Annotated in this window: 17 protein-coding genes; 11 read left to right on the top strand and 6 right to left on the bottom strand. The window is 58.2% G+C overall.

Translation table 11 applies throughout. From position 1 onward, the window contains the following. Window positions 1-19: 19 nt before the first annotated feature. Genes opgC through ACMGGU_RS09615 form a run of 5 tightly spaced genes read left to right on the top strand, consistent with a single transcriptional unit; the run spans window position 20 to window position 4,126 of the window. Window positions 20-1,237: an OpgC domain-containing protein gene (gene opgC, locus ACMGGU_RS09635; RefSeq protein WP_126533852.1), complete on the top strand. Its 1,218-nt coding sequence runs from the start codon at window positions 20-22 to the stop codon at window positions 1,235-1,237. Between the two features lie 11 nt (window positions 1,238-1,248). Next, entirely contained in the window at window positions 1,249-2,148 is a 900-nt protein-coding gene (locus tag ACMGGU_RS09630; protein WP_045910591.1) for a hypothetical protein, read from the top strand. Window positions 2,149-2,157: 9 nt separating this feature from the next. Then, a complete protein-coding gene (locus ACMGGU_RS09625) occupies window positions 2,158-3,372 on the top strand; it encodes a PP2C family protein-serine/threonine phosphatase (RefSeq protein WP_126533853.1) in 1,215 nt (404 codons plus the stop codon). Continuing rightward, window positions 3,362-3,700, top strand: coding sequence for an STAS domain-containing protein (locus ACMGGU_RS09620; protein WP_048223277.1), 339 nt, complete (start codon window positions 3,362-3,364; stop codon window positions 3,698-3,700). Before ACMGGU_RS09625 ends, ACMGGU_RS09620 begins: the two co-directional genes overlap by 11 nt. Continuing rightward, the gene (locus tag ACMGGU_RS09615) at window positions 3,701-4,126 is read left to right on the top strand and encodes an ATP-binding protein (RefSeq protein ID WP_208762889.1); all 426 of its coding nucleotides are present in this window, start codon (window positions 3,701-3,703) and stop codon (window positions 4,124-4,126) included. A 24-nt stretch (window positions 4,127-4,150) separates the two neighbouring features. On the opposite strand, the gene ACMGGU_RS09610 is transcribed toward ACMGGU_RS09615, so the two are convergent. After that, window positions 4,151-5,641 carry a UbiD family decarboxylase gene (locus ACMGGU_RS09610; RefSeq protein ID WP_395299298.1) on the bottom strand — a complete coding sequence of 497 codons (1,491 nt, stop codon included), beginning with the start codon at window positions 5,639-5,641 and terminating at the stop codon, window positions 4,151-4,153. Window positions 5,642-5,754: 113 nt separating this feature from the next. Here ACMGGU_RS09610 and ACMGGU_RS09605 point away from each other — a divergent pair, with 113 nt between their 5' ends. Beyond that, the gene (locus tag ACMGGU_RS09605) at window positions 5,755-6,639 is read left to right on the top strand and encodes a LysR substrate-binding domain-containing protein (protein ID WP_008501665.1); all 885 of its coding nucleotides are present in this window, start codon (window positions 5,755-5,757) and stop codon (window positions 6,637-6,639) included. Here the strand turns inward: ACMGGU_RS09605 and ACMGGU_RS09600 are convergent. The 4 genes from ACMGGU_RS09600 to ACMGGU_RS09585 all read right to left on the bottom strand — a co-directional run bounded on the left by ACMGGU_RS09600 (window position 6,630) and on the right by ACMGGU_RS09585 (window position 10,050). Then, window positions 6,630-7,541: a LysR family transcriptional regulator gene (locus tag ACMGGU_RS09600; protein ID WP_262801670.1), complete on the bottom strand. Its 912-nt coding sequence runs from the start codon at window positions 7,539-7,541 to the stop codon at window positions 6,630-6,632. The genes ACMGGU_RS09605 and ACMGGU_RS09600 overlap by 10 nt on opposite strands. 4 nt (window positions 7,542-7,545) lie before the next feature. Continuing rightward, window positions 7,546-8,532, bottom strand: coding sequence for an MBL fold metallo-hydrolase (locus ACMGGU_RS09595; protein ID WP_395299297.1), 987 nt, complete (start codon window positions 8,530-8,532; stop codon window positions 7,546-7,548). A gap of 141 nt (window positions 8,533-8,673) precedes the next feature. Beyond that, window positions 8,674-9,423 carry a 5'-nucleotidase, lipoprotein e(P4) family gene (locus ACMGGU_RS09590; RefSeq protein WP_420300967.1) on the bottom strand — a complete coding sequence of 250 codons (750 nt, stop codon included), beginning with the start codon at window positions 9,421-9,423 and terminating at the stop codon, window positions 8,674-8,676. 99 nt (window positions 9,424-9,522) lie between these two features. After that, the gene (locus tag ACMGGU_RS09585; RefSeq protein WP_045910584.1) at window positions 9,523-10,050 is read right to left on the bottom strand and encodes a GNAT family N-acetyltransferase; all 528 of its coding nucleotides are present in this window, start codon (window positions 10,048-10,050) and stop codon (window positions 9,523-9,525) included. Window positions 10,051-10,182: 132 nt separating this feature from the next. On the opposite strand from ACMGGU_RS09585, the gene treZ reads away from it, so the two are divergent. The 3 genes from treZ to glgX are packed head-to-tail and all read left to right on the top strand — an operon-like array spanning window position 10,183 to window position 16,526. Further along, a complete protein-coding gene (treZ, locus tag ACMGGU_RS09580) occupies window positions 10,183-11,970 on the top strand; it encodes a malto-oligosyltrehalose trehalohydrolase (RefSeq protein ID WP_420300484.1) in 1,788 nt (595 codons plus the stop codon). Then, window positions 11,967-14,435, top strand: coding sequence for a malto-oligosyltrehalose synthase (gene treY / locus ACMGGU_RS09575; protein ID WP_420300483.1), 2,469 nt, complete (start codon window positions 11,967-11,969; stop codon window positions 14,433-14,435). Before treZ ends, treY begins: the two co-directional genes overlap by 4 nt. A gap of 15 nt (window positions 14,436-14,450) precedes the next feature. Beyond that, window positions 14,451-16,526: a glycogen debranching protein GlgX gene (gene glgX, locus ACMGGU_RS09570; protein WP_063621668.1), complete on the top strand. Its 2,076-nt coding sequence runs from the start codon at window positions 14,451-14,453 to the stop codon at window positions 16,524-16,526. Here glgX and ACMGGU_RS09565 read toward each other — a convergent pair whose 3' ends face one another. After that, entirely contained in the window at window positions 16,527-17,072 is a 546-nt protein-coding gene (locus tag ACMGGU_RS09565) for a winged helix DNA-binding protein (protein WP_024908533.1), read from the bottom strand. 200 nt (window positions 17,073-17,272) lie between these two features. On the opposite strand from ACMGGU_RS09565, the gene ACMGGU_RS09560 reads away from it, so the two are divergent. Then, window positions 17,273-17,995, top strand: coding sequence for a DUF969 domain-containing protein (locus ACMGGU_RS09560; RefSeq protein ID WP_420300482.1), 723 nt, complete (start codon window positions 17,273-17,275; stop codon window positions 17,993-17,995). Continuing rightward, window positions 17,992-18,978 carry a DUF979 domain-containing protein gene (locus ACMGGU_RS09555; RefSeq protein ID WP_024908532.1) on the top strand — a complete coding sequence of 329 codons (987 nt, stop codon included), beginning with the start codon at window positions 17,992-17,994 and terminating at the stop codon, window positions 18,976-18,978. Before ACMGGU_RS09560 ends, ACMGGU_RS09555 begins: the two co-directional genes overlap by 4 nt. Window positions 18,979-18,982: the final 4 nt, after the last annotated feature.

Here is an 18,982-nt window from a genome sequence, read left to right as displayed (position 1 = left end):
TTCAGGCAAAGGACACCCTATGAGCCATGTTGCGCCGTCGGTAGCGCAAGAAGATGATGCTAAATCAACAGCATGGCGTTATGCCGTAGCAGGTGCACGGGACCTGAGAATTGACTTTATGCGCGGCATAGCCCTCGTCATGATGGTCGTGGCGCATACGGAGGTCATGTCGGTATTTAATATATTCTCCTGGGAACGTTTTGGGCTAACAACCGGTGCAGAAGGCTTTGTCATTCTCTCGGGGTTTATGCTTGGCATGCTGAATCGCGCGCGTCTGCAAAAAGTGGTTTTACTCACGGTTTCCTGGGGGCTTTATCTCAGGGCGTGGAAAATATATCGCGTAAATATCATTATCATAGTGTCATTTATTCTCCTGGCCTATATCCCACATATTAATGTTTTCGAGGTCACCCATTTTACCGACCGTTTTTCGGGTCAAAGTTGGTCGCTTTATCCTGTTACGCCGCAAATTAAAGAGACCTGGTTCAACATTATTCTCTATTTGCAGATCGGCCCCCATCAGACGCAGATTCTTGGGCTGTATATCTTTTTGCTGCTCTTTAGCCCCCTTTTTTTAGGGATGTTGCAGAAAGGGAAAGTCTGGTGGCTGCTGGGGCTGTCGCTGCTGGTGTACAGCCTGTGGCAATGGTGGCCGCTTCGGCTGACGCCATCGGAGTTCGAATTTGCCTTTCCACTGCTCGCCTGGCAGTTCATCTTTGTGCTGGGGATGGCCAGCGGCTGGTATAAAGCCGAACTGCTCTCTTTCGCCCGGACGCCGCCGGGAAAAGGGGTCGCGATCGCGCTGGTGCTGGTGGCGCTCATTCTGGGGTTTGTTGCCCAGAACCATACCAACCCGTTTATGCCGCCCGCGCTTCTCATGCACGTCATCCCGCCTGACAGCTTCAATACGTTTTATCACACCTGGGCGGCGAAGAACGGGCTGGGCCCGGTGAGGGTGCTAAACGATATCGCCCTGATGGTTACCGTCTACCTGGTGCTGACGTATTGCTGGACGCCGCTCAACCGCCTGCTGGGATGGTTCCTGATCCCGCTAGGCCAGCACTCGCTCTATACCTTTATTTTGCATGTGTACGTGGTGCTGCTGGTGAGCCAGTTCATCACCTTCGATTTATGGCGTCACGCCTGGATAGAGAACACGTTAGTGCATGCGGCGGCACTGGGTATTTTGTGGCTGATGGCAAAATACGACGTCGGCGCACGCTGGATACCTAACTAAGGATGGCGGTTATGCGCGAAAAATGGCTTCTGGCGGGCGTGCTGCTCGCCGCGATCCCCGCCGCAGAGGCGGCACAAAATAGTGATAAAGAAACCCTGCGCGATAAGAACGGTGAACCCGTTCAGGCAGGCGTTTTTACCAGCCGGTGGGGGCGTTTGTTCTCGGGTAATGACAAGAAATTTTCAGGGGCTCTGAGCTTCAGTTCGGGGCTGAAAGAGCAGCTGGTGAGCGTGCCTAATAGCTCTGACAGCGCCGCGCAGGAGAAAAAAATTAACCAGACGCTCAACCTTAGTCTGCAGTATTCCCCGTACAGCTTCTGGTTTGCCAACATTACCTCCCGGTTGCCGGTCAGAGATACCACCCGCTATACCGCCGATTTTCGCTACAGCTTCGGCTATGACGACTGGCACGCCAATACGTTCAGCCTGGTTTACGGTAACTACGGTGAAAACCACTTCTGGACGTCAGGCAGCCGGAGACATACCTATTTCGAACAGGGCGCCTTCACGCTGGCCTACAAGTTTTCACTACCGAAACCGGTTGAAAACACGCTCCTGATTAATAAAGGGGATTCCATCATTTGCCAGGTCGGGTACAGCTGGGTGCCGCGCTACTACGACCTCAGCAGCGATGACATCCGTAAAAATAAAAACGTCATGCTTGGCGGCTGCGGCTACACCTTTAAACAACATTTCTTCGTTCGTGCGACGGCATTCTGGTTCCCGGACAGCAGCCAGCAGCAGCCCTGGAACGGCGATTACAGCTACAGCTTTGGCTACGCGGGCTATACGCCGGGATCGTTCTCTGTTCAGTATGCTAACTATGCGGGGACGCGCTATCCGGGGCACGGCAACGGTAACGCAAAATTCAGGGAAGGGACCGTGAGCCTCATCTGGTTCTTACCGCTATAGGAGGGATACATGTCGGCGCTGCACGTGTTAATTGTTGAAGATTCGCTGATTTATCGTCGGTTACTCTCCCGGATGCTCACCCAGTGGGGGTATCTCGTGAGCGAGGCGGAAAATGGTGTTGCCGCGCTGGAAATCTTGTCCAGTCAGCCGGTCAGCATGGTGATAAGCGACTGGGAAATGCCGGAAATGGACGGGCTGACGCTGTGTCAGACCATCCGCAACCGTCAGTTTGGCCGCTATGTGTATATGATCCTGTTGACGGCCCGTGAGAATGCCGGGGACGTGACGCAGGGGTTTGATGCCGGGGCGGATGATTTTTTGAGTAAGCCCGTTGAACAGGCTGAACTCCGGGCGCGGCTTCACGCCGGGGTTCGTATTTTGACGCTGGAGGCGACCCTCGCGGCGCACAACAAGCGCCTGAGTGAAGCCTTGCATCAGATTGAAAAAGATCTTGAACTGGCGGCACGGGTTCAGCACTCGGTGCTGCCTTCACACCGCTTACGCTACGGCGACTACTTCTCCGACTGGCTTTTCTTGCCGTCAGCCTGGGTCTCGGGCGATGTGTTCAATATCTTTCCGCTGGATTCCCATCTGGGATTCTATTGCGTTGATGTCTCGGGTCACGGCGTGGGGGCCGCGATGATGTCCCTCGCGGTGGCTCGCCAGTTTTTACATGGCCGGGTGGTGGACCGCTTCCTGTTTACCGATGAGGGCGGCATTCAGTCACCCGCGGAGGTTGTCAGGATGTTGAACAGCCGCTTTTGCAGTGAAGAGAGCGACATCACCAGTTATTTCACGCTCATTTACGGCGTGATCGATCCAGAAAGCGGGCAGGGATTGTTGTGCCAGGCAGGGCATCCTACTCCCGTCATTGTGAACGCAGACAGCGCTGTCACGTCCGTGGGCGATGGCGGCCCGCCGGTCGGCCTGATCCCAGACCTGAGCTGGGAGGATGTCGCGTTTACCCTCAATCCGGGGGATCGCTTATGCTTATTCAGTGACGGTATTACGGAGTGCGAGAACGTCAGCGGCGAGCAGTTTGGCCCGCAGCGTCTCGAACGCTGGCTTCATGAGCATGCCCGGCTCCCGGTTGACCAGCTCCTGCCGCGGTTTGGTGACCACCTGACTGGCTGGCGCAATGCAAATCGTGATGAACCGATCGCCTTAACCGACGACGTGTCACTGCTCGTGATTGAACGTCAGGGAGAACAGAATGATTATTAACACCGAGCGACTACCGCATGCCAACATTCTCACGCCCGCGGTCCGGCGGCTGGATGCCTCCGTTGCCGCGACGTTTAAAGCGTCCGTGACGGAGGAAATTGGCAGCGATCGTAAAGCCTTAATCGTCGACTTTAGCAAAGTGGATTTTATCGACAGCAGCGGGCTGGGGATGCTGGTGTCGTTGTTCAAGCTGATGAACGGAAAAGGCGAAATGGCGCTGTGCGCCCTGAACCCCGGGATCATGAACATGTTCACCCTGACCCGAATGGATCGCATCTTCCGCATCTATCCGGATAAACATAGCGCGCTTGCGCAACTGGGGCAGTAGATGCAGAGGCCGGAACAGGCTGAGTTTCCGGCGGCGATCGCGTCCCTGACGCCGCTGTCCGGCTGGCTTGGCGACAGATTGAGCGCGCTTCCCGTCGATGATGAGTGGCGTTTCGCCTTCGATCTCGCCGCCTGTGAAGTGGCGACGAACATCATCCGCTACGCGCTTCACGAGGATAACTCGCGCGTCTTTCGCGTCCAGTTCGATGTCCGCGGCAATGACGTCTGCGTTGTTTTTAGCGACGCGGGTGACGCGTTCCCGCAGGAGCGGCTTGAGGCCGCCAGGCGAGACCGCTTCTGCGAAATGTCGCCGCTGCTGGAGAGCGGCAGGGGGCTGATGCTCATTTTGCTGAGCGTCGATCGTTTCACTGTGGAACGCGTGGCGGGTGAAAATATCGCCACACTTGAGAAGAAAATCAGCGTATGACCCGCAGGTCATACGCGCATGATTTTATTTCGTGTTGTCAGCAAACAGCGTCGGCGCCCATGGACGCGGATCCACCTCCATAAACGGCGCGCGCTCGAAGCGGTCCTTCAGTGCCCACGGCACCGTGCAGTCGAAGATCGTCTTGCAGGAGATGCCGTTACCGCGAATCGAGGTGCTGTAATCCGGCGACTGGGACGGATCCAGCTGATGGCCGCGGATCCCCGGAATATTGGTGATGCTGACATCGCCCTGCATGCGCGTCGTCATCGCCCACAGGATGTCGTCGCTGTCGAAAATATCCACGTCTTCGTCGACAAGAATAATGTTTTTCAGCTCCGAATAAGTGGCCAGGGCGATAAGCGCCGCCTGGCCCTGGCGTCCTTCGTCTGACGGCTGGCGTTTTTTCACCTGCAGTATCCCGAGGAACTTACCGCCGCCCGCGGTATGGGCATAGACGTTTTGCAGGAAGCCCGGAATAGCCTCCTCAACCGCATTGCGGATGCTGGCCTCGGTCGGCAGTCCGGCCAGCGTGGTATGTTCTTCCCCCGGTCCCACCAGCGTCTGCAGGATGGCGTGGTTTCGCATGGTCACGGCTTTCACTTTGATCACCGGCAGGGAGGGATTCGCCTCGCCGCAGTAGCCCGGGAACTCTGGCATCGCGTGGCCGGTGTTGGTGTGCTGATCCTCTCTCACGCGCACGCCCGGAAGCAGTTCACCTTCGATGATGATTTCCGCCCGCGCGATGGCTTTCTCTTTGACCGCCACGCCCTGCACCAGCTCAACCGGCTGCTGGCGCAGCGCCCCGGCGACGCCCAGCTCGTTATAGCCAAACGGCGTGGTTGGGGCCTCAAAGCACGCGCCGATATAGATGGCGGGATCGAGACCCATGTTGATCGTCACCGGCAGCGGCTTTCCGGCATCTTCCGCCTTTTTGCGGAACACTTCGATATGGCGCCCGGCGGCAAGGAACATGGAAAGCTCGTCGCGCTCCTGCACGCAGAGGCGGTGAATGGTGACATCCGTCAGCGAGCTGTCTTCCGGATCGCTTGCCAGCACCAGCCCCAGACAGAAGAACGGACCCGCATCAATCGGCGTGTTGGTTGGGGCCGGAAGCAGCTTGCGCAGGTCGAAGTCAGGATCGTCAGTGTAGAAGACCTGCTCCTGACAGGGGGCCTGCGAGGCCGGGACGACAACCGGCGCAACCGGCTTTTTGACTGCCTGGCCGACGTGTTTTGCCAGTTCAGAGGGCTCGCAGCCCAGAAGGAGCGCCGCGCGCTCGCGGCTGGCGTGCATGCCCACCAGGATGCGGGAGTGCGGATAGCCCTTAATGCTGTTGAACATCATGGCCGGGCCCGTACGGGTTGGACGTTTGACCGTGCCACCCGCGCCGATATGGCGATAGACGCCCGCCAGCTCCGCATTGGGATCGACCGGATGATCGGTTTCGATATACTGCCCTTCGTGGCGCTGCAGTAAGGCGATGGCGCTGCGGAGATCGTTAATCTTGTGTTCCATATTTTCCTCCCTCGGTTGAATACCTCCATTTTTATGGCAATGACCAATAGCATCAATTGCATCATTACTGTTAAATTGATAAGTAAATTCATATCAATTCAGGAAGTCGTCTCGTGCAGTTTCGTCAGATGCGCCACTTCATCGTCGTGGCCGAAGAGCTCCATATGCACCGGGCCGCCGAGCGTCTGAACATGGCGCAACCGGCGCTGAGCCAGCAGATAAAGGCGCTGGAAGAACGTTTAGGCGTCACGCTTTTCAGCCGTGCGAATCGCCGCTTAACCCTGACGCCCGCGGGCGAAGCGTTCCTGGTAAAAGCCAGGCTTGCCATCTCGTTAACCGAGCAGGCGGTGCTGGACGCCAGACAGACGGCAAGGGGCGAGCAGGGCGTGTTAAACCTCGGGTGCGTGTCGAGCGCGATGTTCGACGGCAGGCTACCCGCCGCGCTTCGCCAGATGCATAGCCGCTGGCCGGCCATTACCATGTCGCTGATGACGGGAAACGTGCAGACGCTCTATGCCGCCGTGCAGAGCAACCAGCTGGATGTGGCCATCATCCGCGCGCCGCTGCCGTCACTACCGGACGATCTGCAAAGCCGGCCGTTCGCCTCGGAGAAAACGGTGCTGGCGCTGTATCGTCAGCATCCGCTGGCCGGGTCCGCCGCGCTGACGCTTTCTTCGGTGAAAGACGAAAAATGGATCTCCCTGCGCGACCCGGAGGGTATGGGGCTGGAACAGTATTTCTATGACGCCTGCAGCGGGGCGGGCTTTCAGCCGGACGTGGTGCAAAACGCGACTGACGTGCCCACGGTGATAAGCCTGGTATCGGCAGGGTTTGGTCTGGCGCTGCTGCCCGCGTCGGCAAAGGCGGTGAGCGTCGAGAACGTCGTCTACGTGGACATCCTCGACCGGTTGCGGGAGAGCGAACTCACCCTGGTTTGCCACCGGATTATACGCTCAGAAGTGCTTAAAAAGTTTCTGGTTACCCTCGATCACACCTGACGTCCGGCGGCCCGCAGCAGCTGCTCGCGTAGCCAGGCATTCGCCGGATCCTGGCTGTTTTTCGGGTGCCAGTACATGTTGATGATAATCGGCTGGAGCGGCAGCGGTGGTGGAAAAATATCCAGCGTGCTGGCGAACCGTCGCAGCATCCGTTCCGGCAGGGTACAGACCAGGTCGGTACCGGCAACCAGCGGCGGCGCCATGGCGTAGCTCTGGGTGGACATGGCGACGTGTCGCTGATAGCCCAGCCCGGCAAGAGTTTGGTCGACAAAGCCGGTAAACGGATCTCCCACTGACGACACCACCAGATGGGAAAGCGCGCAGTAGCTTTCCAGATCTAACGGACCTGTTCCGCGCGCATGGCCTTTACGCTGAGCGGTGGCAAACGCGTCGTCGAGGAGTTTGCGCCTCACCCAGCCGTCATGGGCGCCCGCGCTCACGCCGATGTAGATGTCCACATCCCCGTTTTCCAGCTGCTGCGGCAGGTCAGCCATTGCTGGCAGGGCGAAGCGCAGGCGGATGCCGGGGGCGTCGGTTCCCACCTGGTTAAGTAGTTCGGTGCCGAGCATCAGCGCCGGGTTCTCATGCAGCGCGATAACAAAGGTCCGGCTGCTGGTTTGCGCATCAAATGCCGTGGGGGCAAACATCGCGCTGATGCCGCGCAGTACGTTCGCCACCTGCGGCCTGAGCGCTTCCGCTCGCGGCGTGGGTAATACCCCGCGTCCATGCGGGGAGGGAATGAACAGCGGTTCGCCAAACAGCGTGCGCAGACGGGCGAGACGGGCAGACAGCGCGGGCTGGCTGATGCCCAGCCGAGCGGCCGCATGGGTGATGTTCCTGTCCTGAAGCAGGGCGTCCAGCGTCAGGAGCAGGGCTATGTCCATGTCAGATATCCGCGTCATCGCTCTATTTCGCGCCGCTGGCGTCCCGGTTGGTATAGGTGACAGGGACCCAGGCATAACCGCTTTTCTCGCCTTTCGTCACATAGCCGATGCCCGGGAAAGGCAGGTGCGGGGCGGCAACCAGGTCCTTGTTTTTCACAAAGTCAGCGAACGCATGCTCGCGTACGCTTGCCGCTTTGTTCTGATCTTCATCATAGGTGATGGTCACCGCAGGCTGCGGGAACTGAACCGCCGCGGCATGAATGATGTCGCCGACAAAGGTGATCTTCTCGCCTTTACTCGTTAGCGTGTAGAAGGCTGAACCCGGCGTATGGCCGGGATGAACCGTGCCGGTCAGACCCGGGAGAATTTCCGATGTGCCGCTAAACGGCACCACTTTCCCCGCGTCAAGATAGGGCTTCAAGGTCTTCTGCGCGACGTCAAAGTAGTTCTTGCCGTAGCCGGTTTTCTTCTGATTGTCGTCGTTAAAGAAAAAGTCGATATCCGGTTTGCCAACGAAAACGCGCGCGTTGCTGAACACCACCTTGCCATCTTTCACCAGACCACCGGCATGATCGGAGTGAGCGTGAGTCAGCAGGACTTCAGTGATGTCCTCGGGTTTTATCCCCTGCGTTGCGAGGCTTTCAACCAGACGTCCGCCGGTATCAGGACCAAAGAGTTGGCCAGAGCCGGTATCCACCAGGATTTTATGTCCGGGTATCGCAATCAGGAACGCGTTGATGGAGACCTCAGCCGGGTTGGTCTGGAAATTTTTCGCGAGCAGCGCATCAATGTTTTGCGGCGTTGTCCGGCGCAGTAGCTTGTGCAGATCCTGCGCGACGGTCCCGTCGGTAAACGAGGTGACCAGAACGTCCCCAACCTGAACGCTATATCCGCCCGCCGGTTGTTTAACGACGTGCTGGGGCGTCTCTGCCGAGGCCTGGAGCGCAGGGTAGAAAAGCAGTGAACTGGAAATCAGCGTGGAAAGAGCAAGTTTTTTCACGGTAAGCATACGAGTCTCCTTTGAAAGTGCTCATCTTACTGCTCCGTAAAATTATAAGAACCTGCCCAGAAATGATAGGACCTATAAACGGGATGGATAGTCAACCGAAAGGCCGGGAAGGCGTGCAATGCTTTTCCGGCCCGTAAGACCTTATTTTTTCAGCGGTGCGTTCCAGCTCTCGAGCGTGGCTTTGGACCAGGCGCCATAAGCGGCATTAGGCAGCACAATCCAGTCGTTGCCGAAGTGTTCGGCGCTGGCTTCAACCAGCTCACGCTGCTGCTCGCTCGGCTTTTTGTTTTTAAACTGCACGGCGAAGTCCGGCAGGCTGTCGCCGAACAGCATCACGATCTGCTGCTTTTTGAGGATGCTCTGGCGGCGCTCTTCCTTGCTGACCGTATCCAGCAGCACGCTTTCGTCAGACACCTGCGGCAGGCCGAGAGCGTTTAACGTTTTCAGCGTGTCGGCTTTATTTTCCTGCATACGATCCGAGACATAGTAGATCCGGACCTTGCTCTGATTCACGTGGTCAAGAAACGCTTTTGCACCCGGGATTAAGCCGGGTTTTCCCTGCTTCTCCCAGTCGCTCCAGGTGTCCCATTGTGTATAGTCGTGACACTGCTCCGCGTCGCGCACCAGCAGAGGGGCGTTATCCAGCACCGTTTCGTCGAGGTCCATCACCACGGCGTAGTTTTCGGGCGTTTTCAGATCTTTTAACTTCTCGTTGAAACGCTCGGTGGCAAACCGATAGGTTTGCAGCTGAAGGGCCATAATCTCTGCCGATTTCTGCTGATAGCGCAGCGCCATTTCGTACGCTTTCGGTTCACACAGGTCGCGCCCGGCAGCCGTCGCGGTTGCCGCTGCACTCATAACAGGTAATGCCAGCAGTAATGCCTTAGCCATTGAATTCACGCTTTTTTCCTCAACACCCTGGTTAAAATCCCGAAAGCGTAATGAAATTCAGTGACAGAAATATGACCGCGATGTGGCAATGTGTTTCCGCTAGACCAGCATGTAATACCAGAACAGGGCGACCTCGTCTTTTTCCGGCAAGGCGTTGTAGAGATAACGGTCGTACCCGCCCAGAGTAAATCCGTAGTGACGGTAAAACAGGCAGGCGGAGACGTTCACATTTTGTGTTTCAAGCCGTAATCCGGGCGCGTTTACGCTGCGGGCCCAGACGTGGGCGGCGGCCATTAATTTTTGCGCGGCGCCGGTTCTGCGTCTGGTGCGATCAACGGCAATATAATCCACTGAAATAAACTTATTCCAGCCGATTGACGCGGTAATAAATCCGGCTAATTCACCATCATCCGTTTCCGCCACAAGAAATATGGCGTCCGGATTAACGCAATGGTTTTCAAGCGTTTGAATGTCAAGTTCGTAGGTTTTTATCCACGGCTCGGCGACGGCTTCAATATGCAAATCACAATGGATAAAGGGCTCTCGCGCAATGTGGCTAATAGTGAAAGAAAAGTCACAACATTCAAGACGGACGAGGTCCGTATTTAATCCTTTTCGAATCTGCATAGTATTCCCGATAGTGAGTTATTTCATAAAGAATAGACGAAGCGGTTAAATCCGCTGAGCTCACGCACTTTTAATCCTGAACTAAGCTTGTACTTCGTTCCGCGTAAAATGTGGGTCATTCGAGGACAATGAATGGAATTCAGGACATTTCAAAAGCAGTGGGGTGCTGAGTTTATTTCCGATGACGTTGTACGTTTTCGCGTCTGGGCAGAAGGACAGAAAGAACTTACGCTACGTCTTGCCGCCACCGATGTGCCGATGACGGCAACAGGCGGCGGCTGGTTCCAGGCAGACGTCCCTGGCGTCACGCACGGTGCAGAATATCAGTTTGTTCTTCAGGACGGCATGGCGGTGCCTGATCCCGCCTCGCGGGCGCAAAAGGGCGACGTTAACGGCCCCTCGGTAGTGATCGATCCCCGACGTTACCAGCCGGTCAACCGCGACTGGGCAGGGCGGCCGTGGGAAGAGACGATCATTTACGAACTGCACATCGGCACCTTTACCCCGGAGGGCACCTTCCGGGCGGCCATCGACAAGCTGCCGTATCTGGCGGAGCTCGGGATTACCCAGCTTGAAGTGATGCCCGTCTTTCAGTTTGGCGGTTCCCGCGGCTGGGGGTACGACGGCGTGCTGCTGTATGCCCCTCACTCTGCCTACGGTACGCCGGAGGATTTCCACGCGTTTATTGATGCCGCGCACGGGCTGGGGCTTTCCGTGGTGCTGGATATCGTGCTTAACCACTTCGGCCCGGAGGGGAACTATCTGCCTTTGCTGTCGCCCGCGTTTTTCGATGCTCAGCGGATGACGCCGTGGGGCAACGGCATCGCCTACGAGCGCGAGCCGGTGAGACAGTACATGACCGACGCGCCGCTCTTCTGGCTGACGGAATACCGGCTGGACGGCCTGCGGTTTGATGCCATCGACCAGATTAAAGACGGCTCGGATACGCATATTCTCGAGGAGATTGCCGCAAAAATTCGCGAGGCCATTCCGCACCGTCACGTTCACCTGACCACGGAAGACAGCCGCAACGTGATTTTCCTGCATCCGCGCGATGAACAGGGCAACGCGCCGTTGTTTACCGGCGAGTGGAACGATGACTTCCACAACGCCGCCCACGTGTTTGCCACCGGTGAGACGCACGCCTACTACCAGGATTTTGCCTTTGAGCCGGAGAAAAAGTTCGCCCGGGCGCTGGCGGAAGGGTTTGTCTACCAGGGCGAGGTGTCTCTGCAAACCGGAGAATCTCGCGGGGTGGAGTGCCGCACCCAGCCGCCGCAGTTTTTCGTCGATTTTATTCAAAACCACGATCAGACCGGCAATCGCGCCCAGGGCGAGCGGCTTATCTCCCTCGCGGGTGCCGACAAGACGCGGGTGCTGCTTGCCGCGCTGCTGCTCTCCCCGCATATCCCGCTGCTGTTTATGGGCGAGGAGTTTGGGGAAACGCATCCGTTCCTGTTCTTCACCGACTTTCACGGCGAACTGGCAAAGGCGGTGCGGGAAGGGCGCGCGAAAGAGTTTACTGGCCATGCCGGGCACGATGAAACCGTCCCGGACCCGAACGACGTGAACACGTTTATCCGCTCAAAGCTCGACTGGCATAAAGTCGCCACCGACGAGGGCAAGACGTGGCTGCGCTATACGCGCCATCTGCTGACGCTGCGCCATCGCTATATCGTTCCGCTTCTGCATCCGGGCGGCGCCGTTGAGGGCCATGTGCTCAAGACCGCGCCCGGCATGGTGGCGGTATGCTGGCGCTTTCCGTCGGGGACGCTCTCACTGGCGCTTAATATCGGCATTAAGCCTGTCGCGCTGCCCGCTCTGGCGGGGGAGACGCGTTTTGCCTCGCCGGAGGTCACTGACGTTTTACCCCCGAACGGTATTGTCGTTCGCTTTGCTGATGGAGAAGCATCGTTATGATCCCTTCCGCCACGTACCGAATTCAGTTCCGTAACGGCATGACCTTCGACCGCGTTGTGGCGCTGGTGCCGTATATGAAGGATCTCGGCATCAGCCACCTTTACGCGTCGCCCGTGTTCACTGCCACGACGGAGTCTACCCACGGCTATGACGTGACCAACCCGAATGAAATCGACCCTGCCATCGGCGGGCGAGACGGGTTTGACCGTATGGCCGCCGCGCTTAAGCAGGCCGGTATGGGGTTGATTCTGGACATTGTCCCCAACCACATGTCCACCTCGCTGGAAAACGCATGGTGGCGGGATGTGATTGAATATGGCCAGCAGAGCCGCTATTTCCGCTACTTCGATATCGACGGGTCGCGACCGCTAACGCTGCCGTTTCTTGGCGACACCTTTGAGGCGGAGCTGGAGAAGGGAGATATCACGCTAAAACGTGACCCTGTCACGAAAAAGGCCGCGCTGGTCTACTACGACGCCGAGTATCCGCTCAACCCCGACACATACAGCGAGGAGAAGAGCATTGCAGAACTGCACAACGCGCAAAGCTGGCGGCTGATGTCCTGGCGGGAGGCGCCAAAGCAGCTCTCGTGGCGGCGCTTCTTTGAGATCACCGGGCTGGTCGGCGTTCGGGTTGAAGATGATGCAGTCTTCGACGACACGCATCGGTTGATCCTTGAGCTGGTCCACGCGGGTGTGGTGGATGGTCTGCGCATTGACCATGTCGACGGCCTGGCGGATCCGCTGAGCTATCTGCAGCGCCTGCGGCAGGCCACCGGGCCCGACTGCTACATTACGGTCGAAAAGATTCTCGCCAAAGGGGAACAGCTCCCCGCTGACTGGCCGGTATCCGGTACCACCGGCTACGAGTTTATCGCCTCGCTGGCGGAAGTGCTGGTCGACGACGATAGCCTGGGACGTCTTGAGAAAATCCATGACGAGACGCTGGGCATCACGGTCGATCGCCACGCGGAACTGCGCGATGCCAAAGGCCTGATGGCCGATCGTAATTTTGAGGGTGAATTCACTACGCTGCTAAACCTTGCTGAGGATCTGGCACGCCGCAATGAGGTTGCGCTGCCACGCGAGGAAATCCGCCACGCGCTGCGCGAACTGCTTATTGCGTTTCCGGTCTACCGCACCTATGGCACTCGCGAGGGGTTAACCCCGCCGGACGTGGCGCTGCTTAACCGCGTAGTTGCCAGCGTGGAGACGTCGGAAGCCGCGCTCAGCCTGATCGTGCGCATTCTTACCGGCGACCTGCCGGAAGATTGCCGCGAGAGCGCCGCGCTGTTCAGGACCCGCTTCCAGCAGCTTACCGGGCCGCTGATGGCGAAGTCCGTTGAAGACACGCTTTTCTTTCGCCACAACCTCGAGCTTGCGCTCAATGAAGTCGGTGCCGACCCGACCCCGCGCGCGTTTTCCTTATCCCGCTTTCACCAGGAGATGCGCATTCGTCTGGCCCGTCAGCCCGACGCGCTGCTGGGCACCTCCACGCACGATACCAAGCGCGGGGAAGATGCCCGGGCGCGCCTTTATACCCTGACGGAAGCCCCGGAACGCTGGGGGGAAAATCTGGCCCGCTGGCGGCAGATGAACCAGACCCAGGTGCGTTTTCTCAATGACGGTACCGCGCCGAACGCCGCCGATACGTGGATGATCTACCAGGCGCTGGCGGGCGTCTGGCCCGCCACGCTGTCACCGGACGACGCAGACGGGCTGGCATCACTGCAAGAACGTTTTCTCGGCTTCCTCGAAAAAGCGCTGCGCGAGGCGAAACAGCGCACCGACTGGATTGACAGTAACGAGAGCTATGAGAGCGTGGTGTTGAGCTACGCGCGGCACCTGCTTTCACCGGACAATAGCCTGTTCCTGCACGATTTCAGCGAGGCGATGCAGCCCTTTATCCGCGCCGGGCTGATGAACAGCCTCAGCCAGACGGTGATCAAGCTGACGGCGCCCGGCGTGCCGGATATTTATCAGGGCAGCGAGGCGCTTAACTTCAGCCTTGTCGACCCGGATAACCGACGCGAGCCGGACTTTCCGGCCCTGGTGCAGAGCCTCAGTGCGGCGGATGCCGGGGTGTTTGACAACCCGGCATGCTGGCGGGACGGCAGGGTGAAGCAGTTTGTTACCGCCACGCTGCTGCGGCTTCGACCGCACTACGACGCGCTTTTCCGCTACGGCGACTGGCTGCCGCTTAAGGTCAGCGGCGATCGCGAGGAGAACCTGATTGTCTATGCGCGCGTTAAGGACGACGAGGCGCTGATTGTCGCCGTGCCGCGTCTGGTTTTTGACGTCACCGATAATCATCAGCTGTGGGTCAATACCACGGTCGCGTTACCCGACGAACTGGCCGGGAAGCGCTATCGGGATCTGTTCAGCGGCGAAAGCCGCATGCTGCAAGAAACGCTGGCGTTAACGCCAGAAAAGGGATGTGTACTGGTTCTGCTTACCTGCGAATAATCGTGGAGAACGAAAATGGCAAAGGATACAACGTTTGAAATTCGGGCCGGTCATGGCCAGCAGTTGGGGGCGAATTATGACGGGAAGGGCGTTAACTTCGCGCTGTTCTCCGCTCACGCTGAACGGGTGGAACTCTGTCTGTTTGACCCGTCCGGGAAAACGGAAATCGCCCGGCTGGAGCTGCCCGAGTATACCCATGAGGTCTGGCACGGCTATGTGCCTGACCTGAAGCCGGGGACACTGTATGGCTATCGCGTCTACGGCCCCTACGACCCGGAAAACGGTCATCGCTTCAACCCGCATAAGCTGCTTATCGACCCCTACGCTCGCGAACTGGTGGGTGACATCGACTGGAACGATGCCCATTTCGGCTATGAGCTGGGGCATGACGAGCTGGATTTGAGCTTTGACACGCGGGACAGCGCGCCGTTCACGCCGAAAGGCAGGGTCATCGACCCGAACGCCTTTGACTGGCAGGACAACAACCGGCCGAACGTGCCCTGGCCGCATACCGTTGTTTATGAGAGCCACGTGAAAGGCTTTACCCAGATGAACCCGGCCATACCACCCGAGCTGCGCGGCACGTTTGAAGGCATGGGGCATAAAGCCTCGGTCGACTATATCAAAAGCCTGGGCATTACCTCGGTGGAGCTGCTGCCAGTTCACTGGTTCCCGGACGACCAGCATCTGCTCGACCGCGGTCTGAAGAACTTCTGGGGCTATAACACGCTGGGCTTTTTTGCTCCGGCGTCGCGCTACTACGGCCCGGCGGGGATCCAGGGTTTTCGCGACATGGTGCGCGCCTATCATGACGCAGGCATCGAGGTGATTCTGGACGTGGTGTACAACCACACGGCGGAAGGGAACGAGCTTGGCCCGACGCTCTCGTTTAAGGGAATTGATAACTACAGCTATTACCGCACGCTCCCGGACCAGCACCGGTACTATATCAACGACACCGGGACGGGAAACACGGTCAACACCTCGCATCCGCGCGTGCTGCAGATGGTGATGGATTCCCTGCGCTACTGGGCGGAATCGATGCACATTGACGGTTTTCGTTTCGACCTCGGGACGATCCTGGGCCGCGAGCCCGAAGGGTTTGACCCGCGCGGCGGTTTTTTTGACGCCATGACTCAGGATCCGGTCTTATCCCGACTGAAGCTGATTGGTGAACCCTGGGATATCGGTCCCGGCGGCTATCAGGTGGGCGGATTCCCGCCAGGCTGGGGGGAGTGGAACGACAAATACCGCGACACCGTTCGCGAGTACTGGAAGGGGGACAACGTCTCCACGGACTTTGCCGCGCGGCTTCTCGGTTCCGGCGATCTGTACGATCTGCGCGGACGCCGTCCGTGGGCCAGCGTCAATTTCATCACCGCCCATGACGGCTTTACGCTGAATGACCTGGTGTCGTACAACGAAAAGCACAACGCCGACAACGGTGAGGACAATAACGACGGGCATAACGATAACCGCTCGTACAACTACGGCGAGGAAGGGCCAACCGAGAACCCGGATATTATTGCTACCCGCGAACGGCAGAAACGTAATTTCCTGACCACGCTGCTGTTCTCCCACGGCACGCCGATGCTGCTGGCGGGGGATGAGTTTGGCCGTACGCAGAAGGGGAATAACAATGGATACTGCCAGGACAGTGAGATCTCGTGGATCGACTGGAAGGGACTCTCCGAAAACGACGCTGCGCTGCGTGAGTTTACCCGTCGTCTCATTGCCCTTCGCGCGCAACAGCCGCTGCTGCGCCGTGAAAGCTGGCGCGACGGGCTGGAGATCCGCTGGTTCAATGCCGGAGGCGGTCCACAGCAGGCCGAGCAGTGGGATGAAGGCTCGACGCTTGGGGTCTCCATCAGCAGGCCGGATCTGCGGCAGGAGGACGGTATCTGGCACGACGTGCTGATGCTGTTCAACCCGTTTGAAGGCACCGTGCCGTTCCAGATCCCGCAATTTGGCGAAGGGGGATGGGTGCTGGAGCTGTCTACGGCGGATGACGCTGCCACCGGGACAGCGATCACCGAAACCGTTGAGTACGAACTGGCCGGGCGCAGCATTACGCTGTTCCGCCGTCCTTAGTTACAGTGACGCCGCCGCCCGGGCGGCGGTGTCATACAGGGATGAGATCGTGCGTAACAGCTGCGCGGTCTCGCCAATCGACTTCCCGGCAATGCCGCTCTCCGCGTGGATCGCAATCAGACACGCTTCCCGCACGTCCCGGTATTTCATGCACAGCGCTTTCCCTTCCTCCGTGGTGGAGAAAAAAAGCTCTTTACCCGCTTTCTCGCTCGTCACGTAGCCTGCTTTGACCAGCTTTTTCAGGGCATAGGTCACCACGTGGGTATCTTCCACGTTGAGGACGAAGCAGATATCGGCCAGCTTTTTCTTGCGGTCGCGGTGGTTCACGTGATGCAGCAGCGAAACGTCAAAGGCGCCCATATCGGGCTCGCCGGCAGCCGTCATGCAGCGCACCATCCATTTGTTGAACGCGTTGCTGGTCATGATCAGCGCATATTCCAGCTCTGATAACTCCGCGCAGCGCTCGGATACCAGGTGGCGGGAAGAGACGATCCGGCCATCGTTGATATCGTCGCGATCGGGTGAAGCACTCTTTTCTGAGGTCATAACGTTCCTTAGCCAGAAATGTAAACTCATCGATAAAATAAGAACATTTTATTGATAATTTGTTTACATGTTTTTGAGGTTCAGATATAGCTTTTTAGCGCAGGTTTTGCGAAGCCTGCCAACAAAACACAACATCGCTCGCCGCAAATTAAAAAAATAGCCGTCGGCGCGCAACGCTCACTTTCGATAGGGTAAACGTTATGGACGGTACTACGCTGTTGCCGCTGATCGGGATACCGATCGTGGTTATTGGTTTTGCACTGCGCTTCAACCCGCTGCTGGTGGTCGTGGTGGCGGGGCTGGCGACGGGTCTGCTGGTCGGGATGGATTTCGGCATGCTGCTGGAGACCTTTGGCGAGAAGTTCGTCAATAGCCGATCGCTGGCCACCTTCATCCTGATCCTGCCGGTGATTGGTCTGCTGGAATATTACGGGCTTAAAGAGCGCGCCCAGGCCTGGGTGGCGAAGATCGCCAGCGCCACCTCAGCGCGTATTCTGATGCTCTATTTTGTCGCACGGGAAGGCACCGCCGCGCTGGGTCTGATGTCGCTGGGCGGTCACGCGCAGACGGTGCGCCCGCTGCTGGCGCCGATGGCCGAAGGGGCGGCGCTGAACGAATATGGCGAGCTGCCGCAGCACATTCGCGACAAAATCAAAGCCCACGGCGCCGCGTGTGACAACATCGCGGTTTTCTTTGGGGAAGATATCTTTATTGCCTTTGGGGCGGTGCTGCTGATCGACGCGTTCCTGAAAGAGAATGGTATTCAGGGCATTGAACCGCTGCATATCGGCCTGTGGGCCATTCCCACCGCGATTGCGGCATTGATTATTCATATGACGCGCCTGCTGCGCCTCGATGCAAGTATCCGTCGCGACGTGATGGCCTGGCGTGCAGAGCAGGGTACGCAGGAGGCCGCGCAATGATGACGCTTATCACCATTAACCGCGTGTACTACCTGATTGGCTTTGTCGTGATGCTGCTGGTTGTGATGACCCTGCGCGATCGCGCCAATCCGAAGCGCTTTACCACCGCGCTGTTCTGGTTCTTGTTTGGCGGGATCTTCCTGTTTGGCGATCTGATGGTTCAGGAACTCGGCAAATCGCTGGCGTACCGGATTATCGGCGGCGGGGTTATCGCCATCGCGCTGCTGGCGGGCTTTGGCCTCGTCGGGAAAGGGCACTATAAAATGTCGACCGAGGAGGAGCGCGTCGCGTCGTCAAACCGGCTTAAAAACTGGCTGTTCCTGCCCGCGCTGATGATCCCGGTGGTGACGGTGCTGGGCACGTTATTCCTGAAGGGCGTTTCGGTCGGCGGCGTGTTTCTGCTCGATCAGAAGCAGCTCACCCTGGCGGCGCTGTGCGTGGCCTGCGTCGCGGCGATCCTCACCGGCTGGTGGCTGACCAAAGGCACGCCGCTGCATGCCGTTCGTCAGTCCCGTCGTCTTGTCGATACCATCGGCTGGGCGGTGATCCTGCCGCAGATGCTGGCCATGCTCGGCGGCGTGTTCGTGGTGGCCAACACGGGCGACTCGGTACAGAAGGTGGTGAGTCTGTTTGTGAACCCGGATAGCCGCTTTATGCTGGTGGTGATTTACTGCGTGGGTATGGCGCTGTTTACCATGATTATGGGTAATGCCTTTGCGGCCTTCCCGGTATTAAGTGCCGGTATCGCCTTGCCGTTTCTGATCAACGTGCATCACGGCAACCCTGCGCCGCTGCTGGCGATTGGCATGTATGCAGGCTACTGCGGCACGCTGATGACGCCGATGGCCGCGAACTTCAATATCGTTCCCGCCGCGCTGCTGGAGCTGAAAGACAAATATCAGGTGATCAAGATCCAGATCCCGACCGCGTTAACCCTGCTGGTGGTGAACGTGTTCTTAATGTATTTCCTCGTGTTTCGCTAAGGAG

It is taken from the genome of Enterobacter sp. BNK-8 (assembly GCF_048685095.1).
In the GTDB taxonomy this organism is placed as follows: Bacteria; Pseudomonadota; Gammaproteobacteria; order Enterobacterales; family Enterobacteriaceae; genus Enterobacter; species Enterobacter quasiroggenkampii.
The sequence above is the reverse complement of the archived record's forward strand: the minus strand, read 5'-3'. Positions and strand labels throughout refer to the sequence as shown.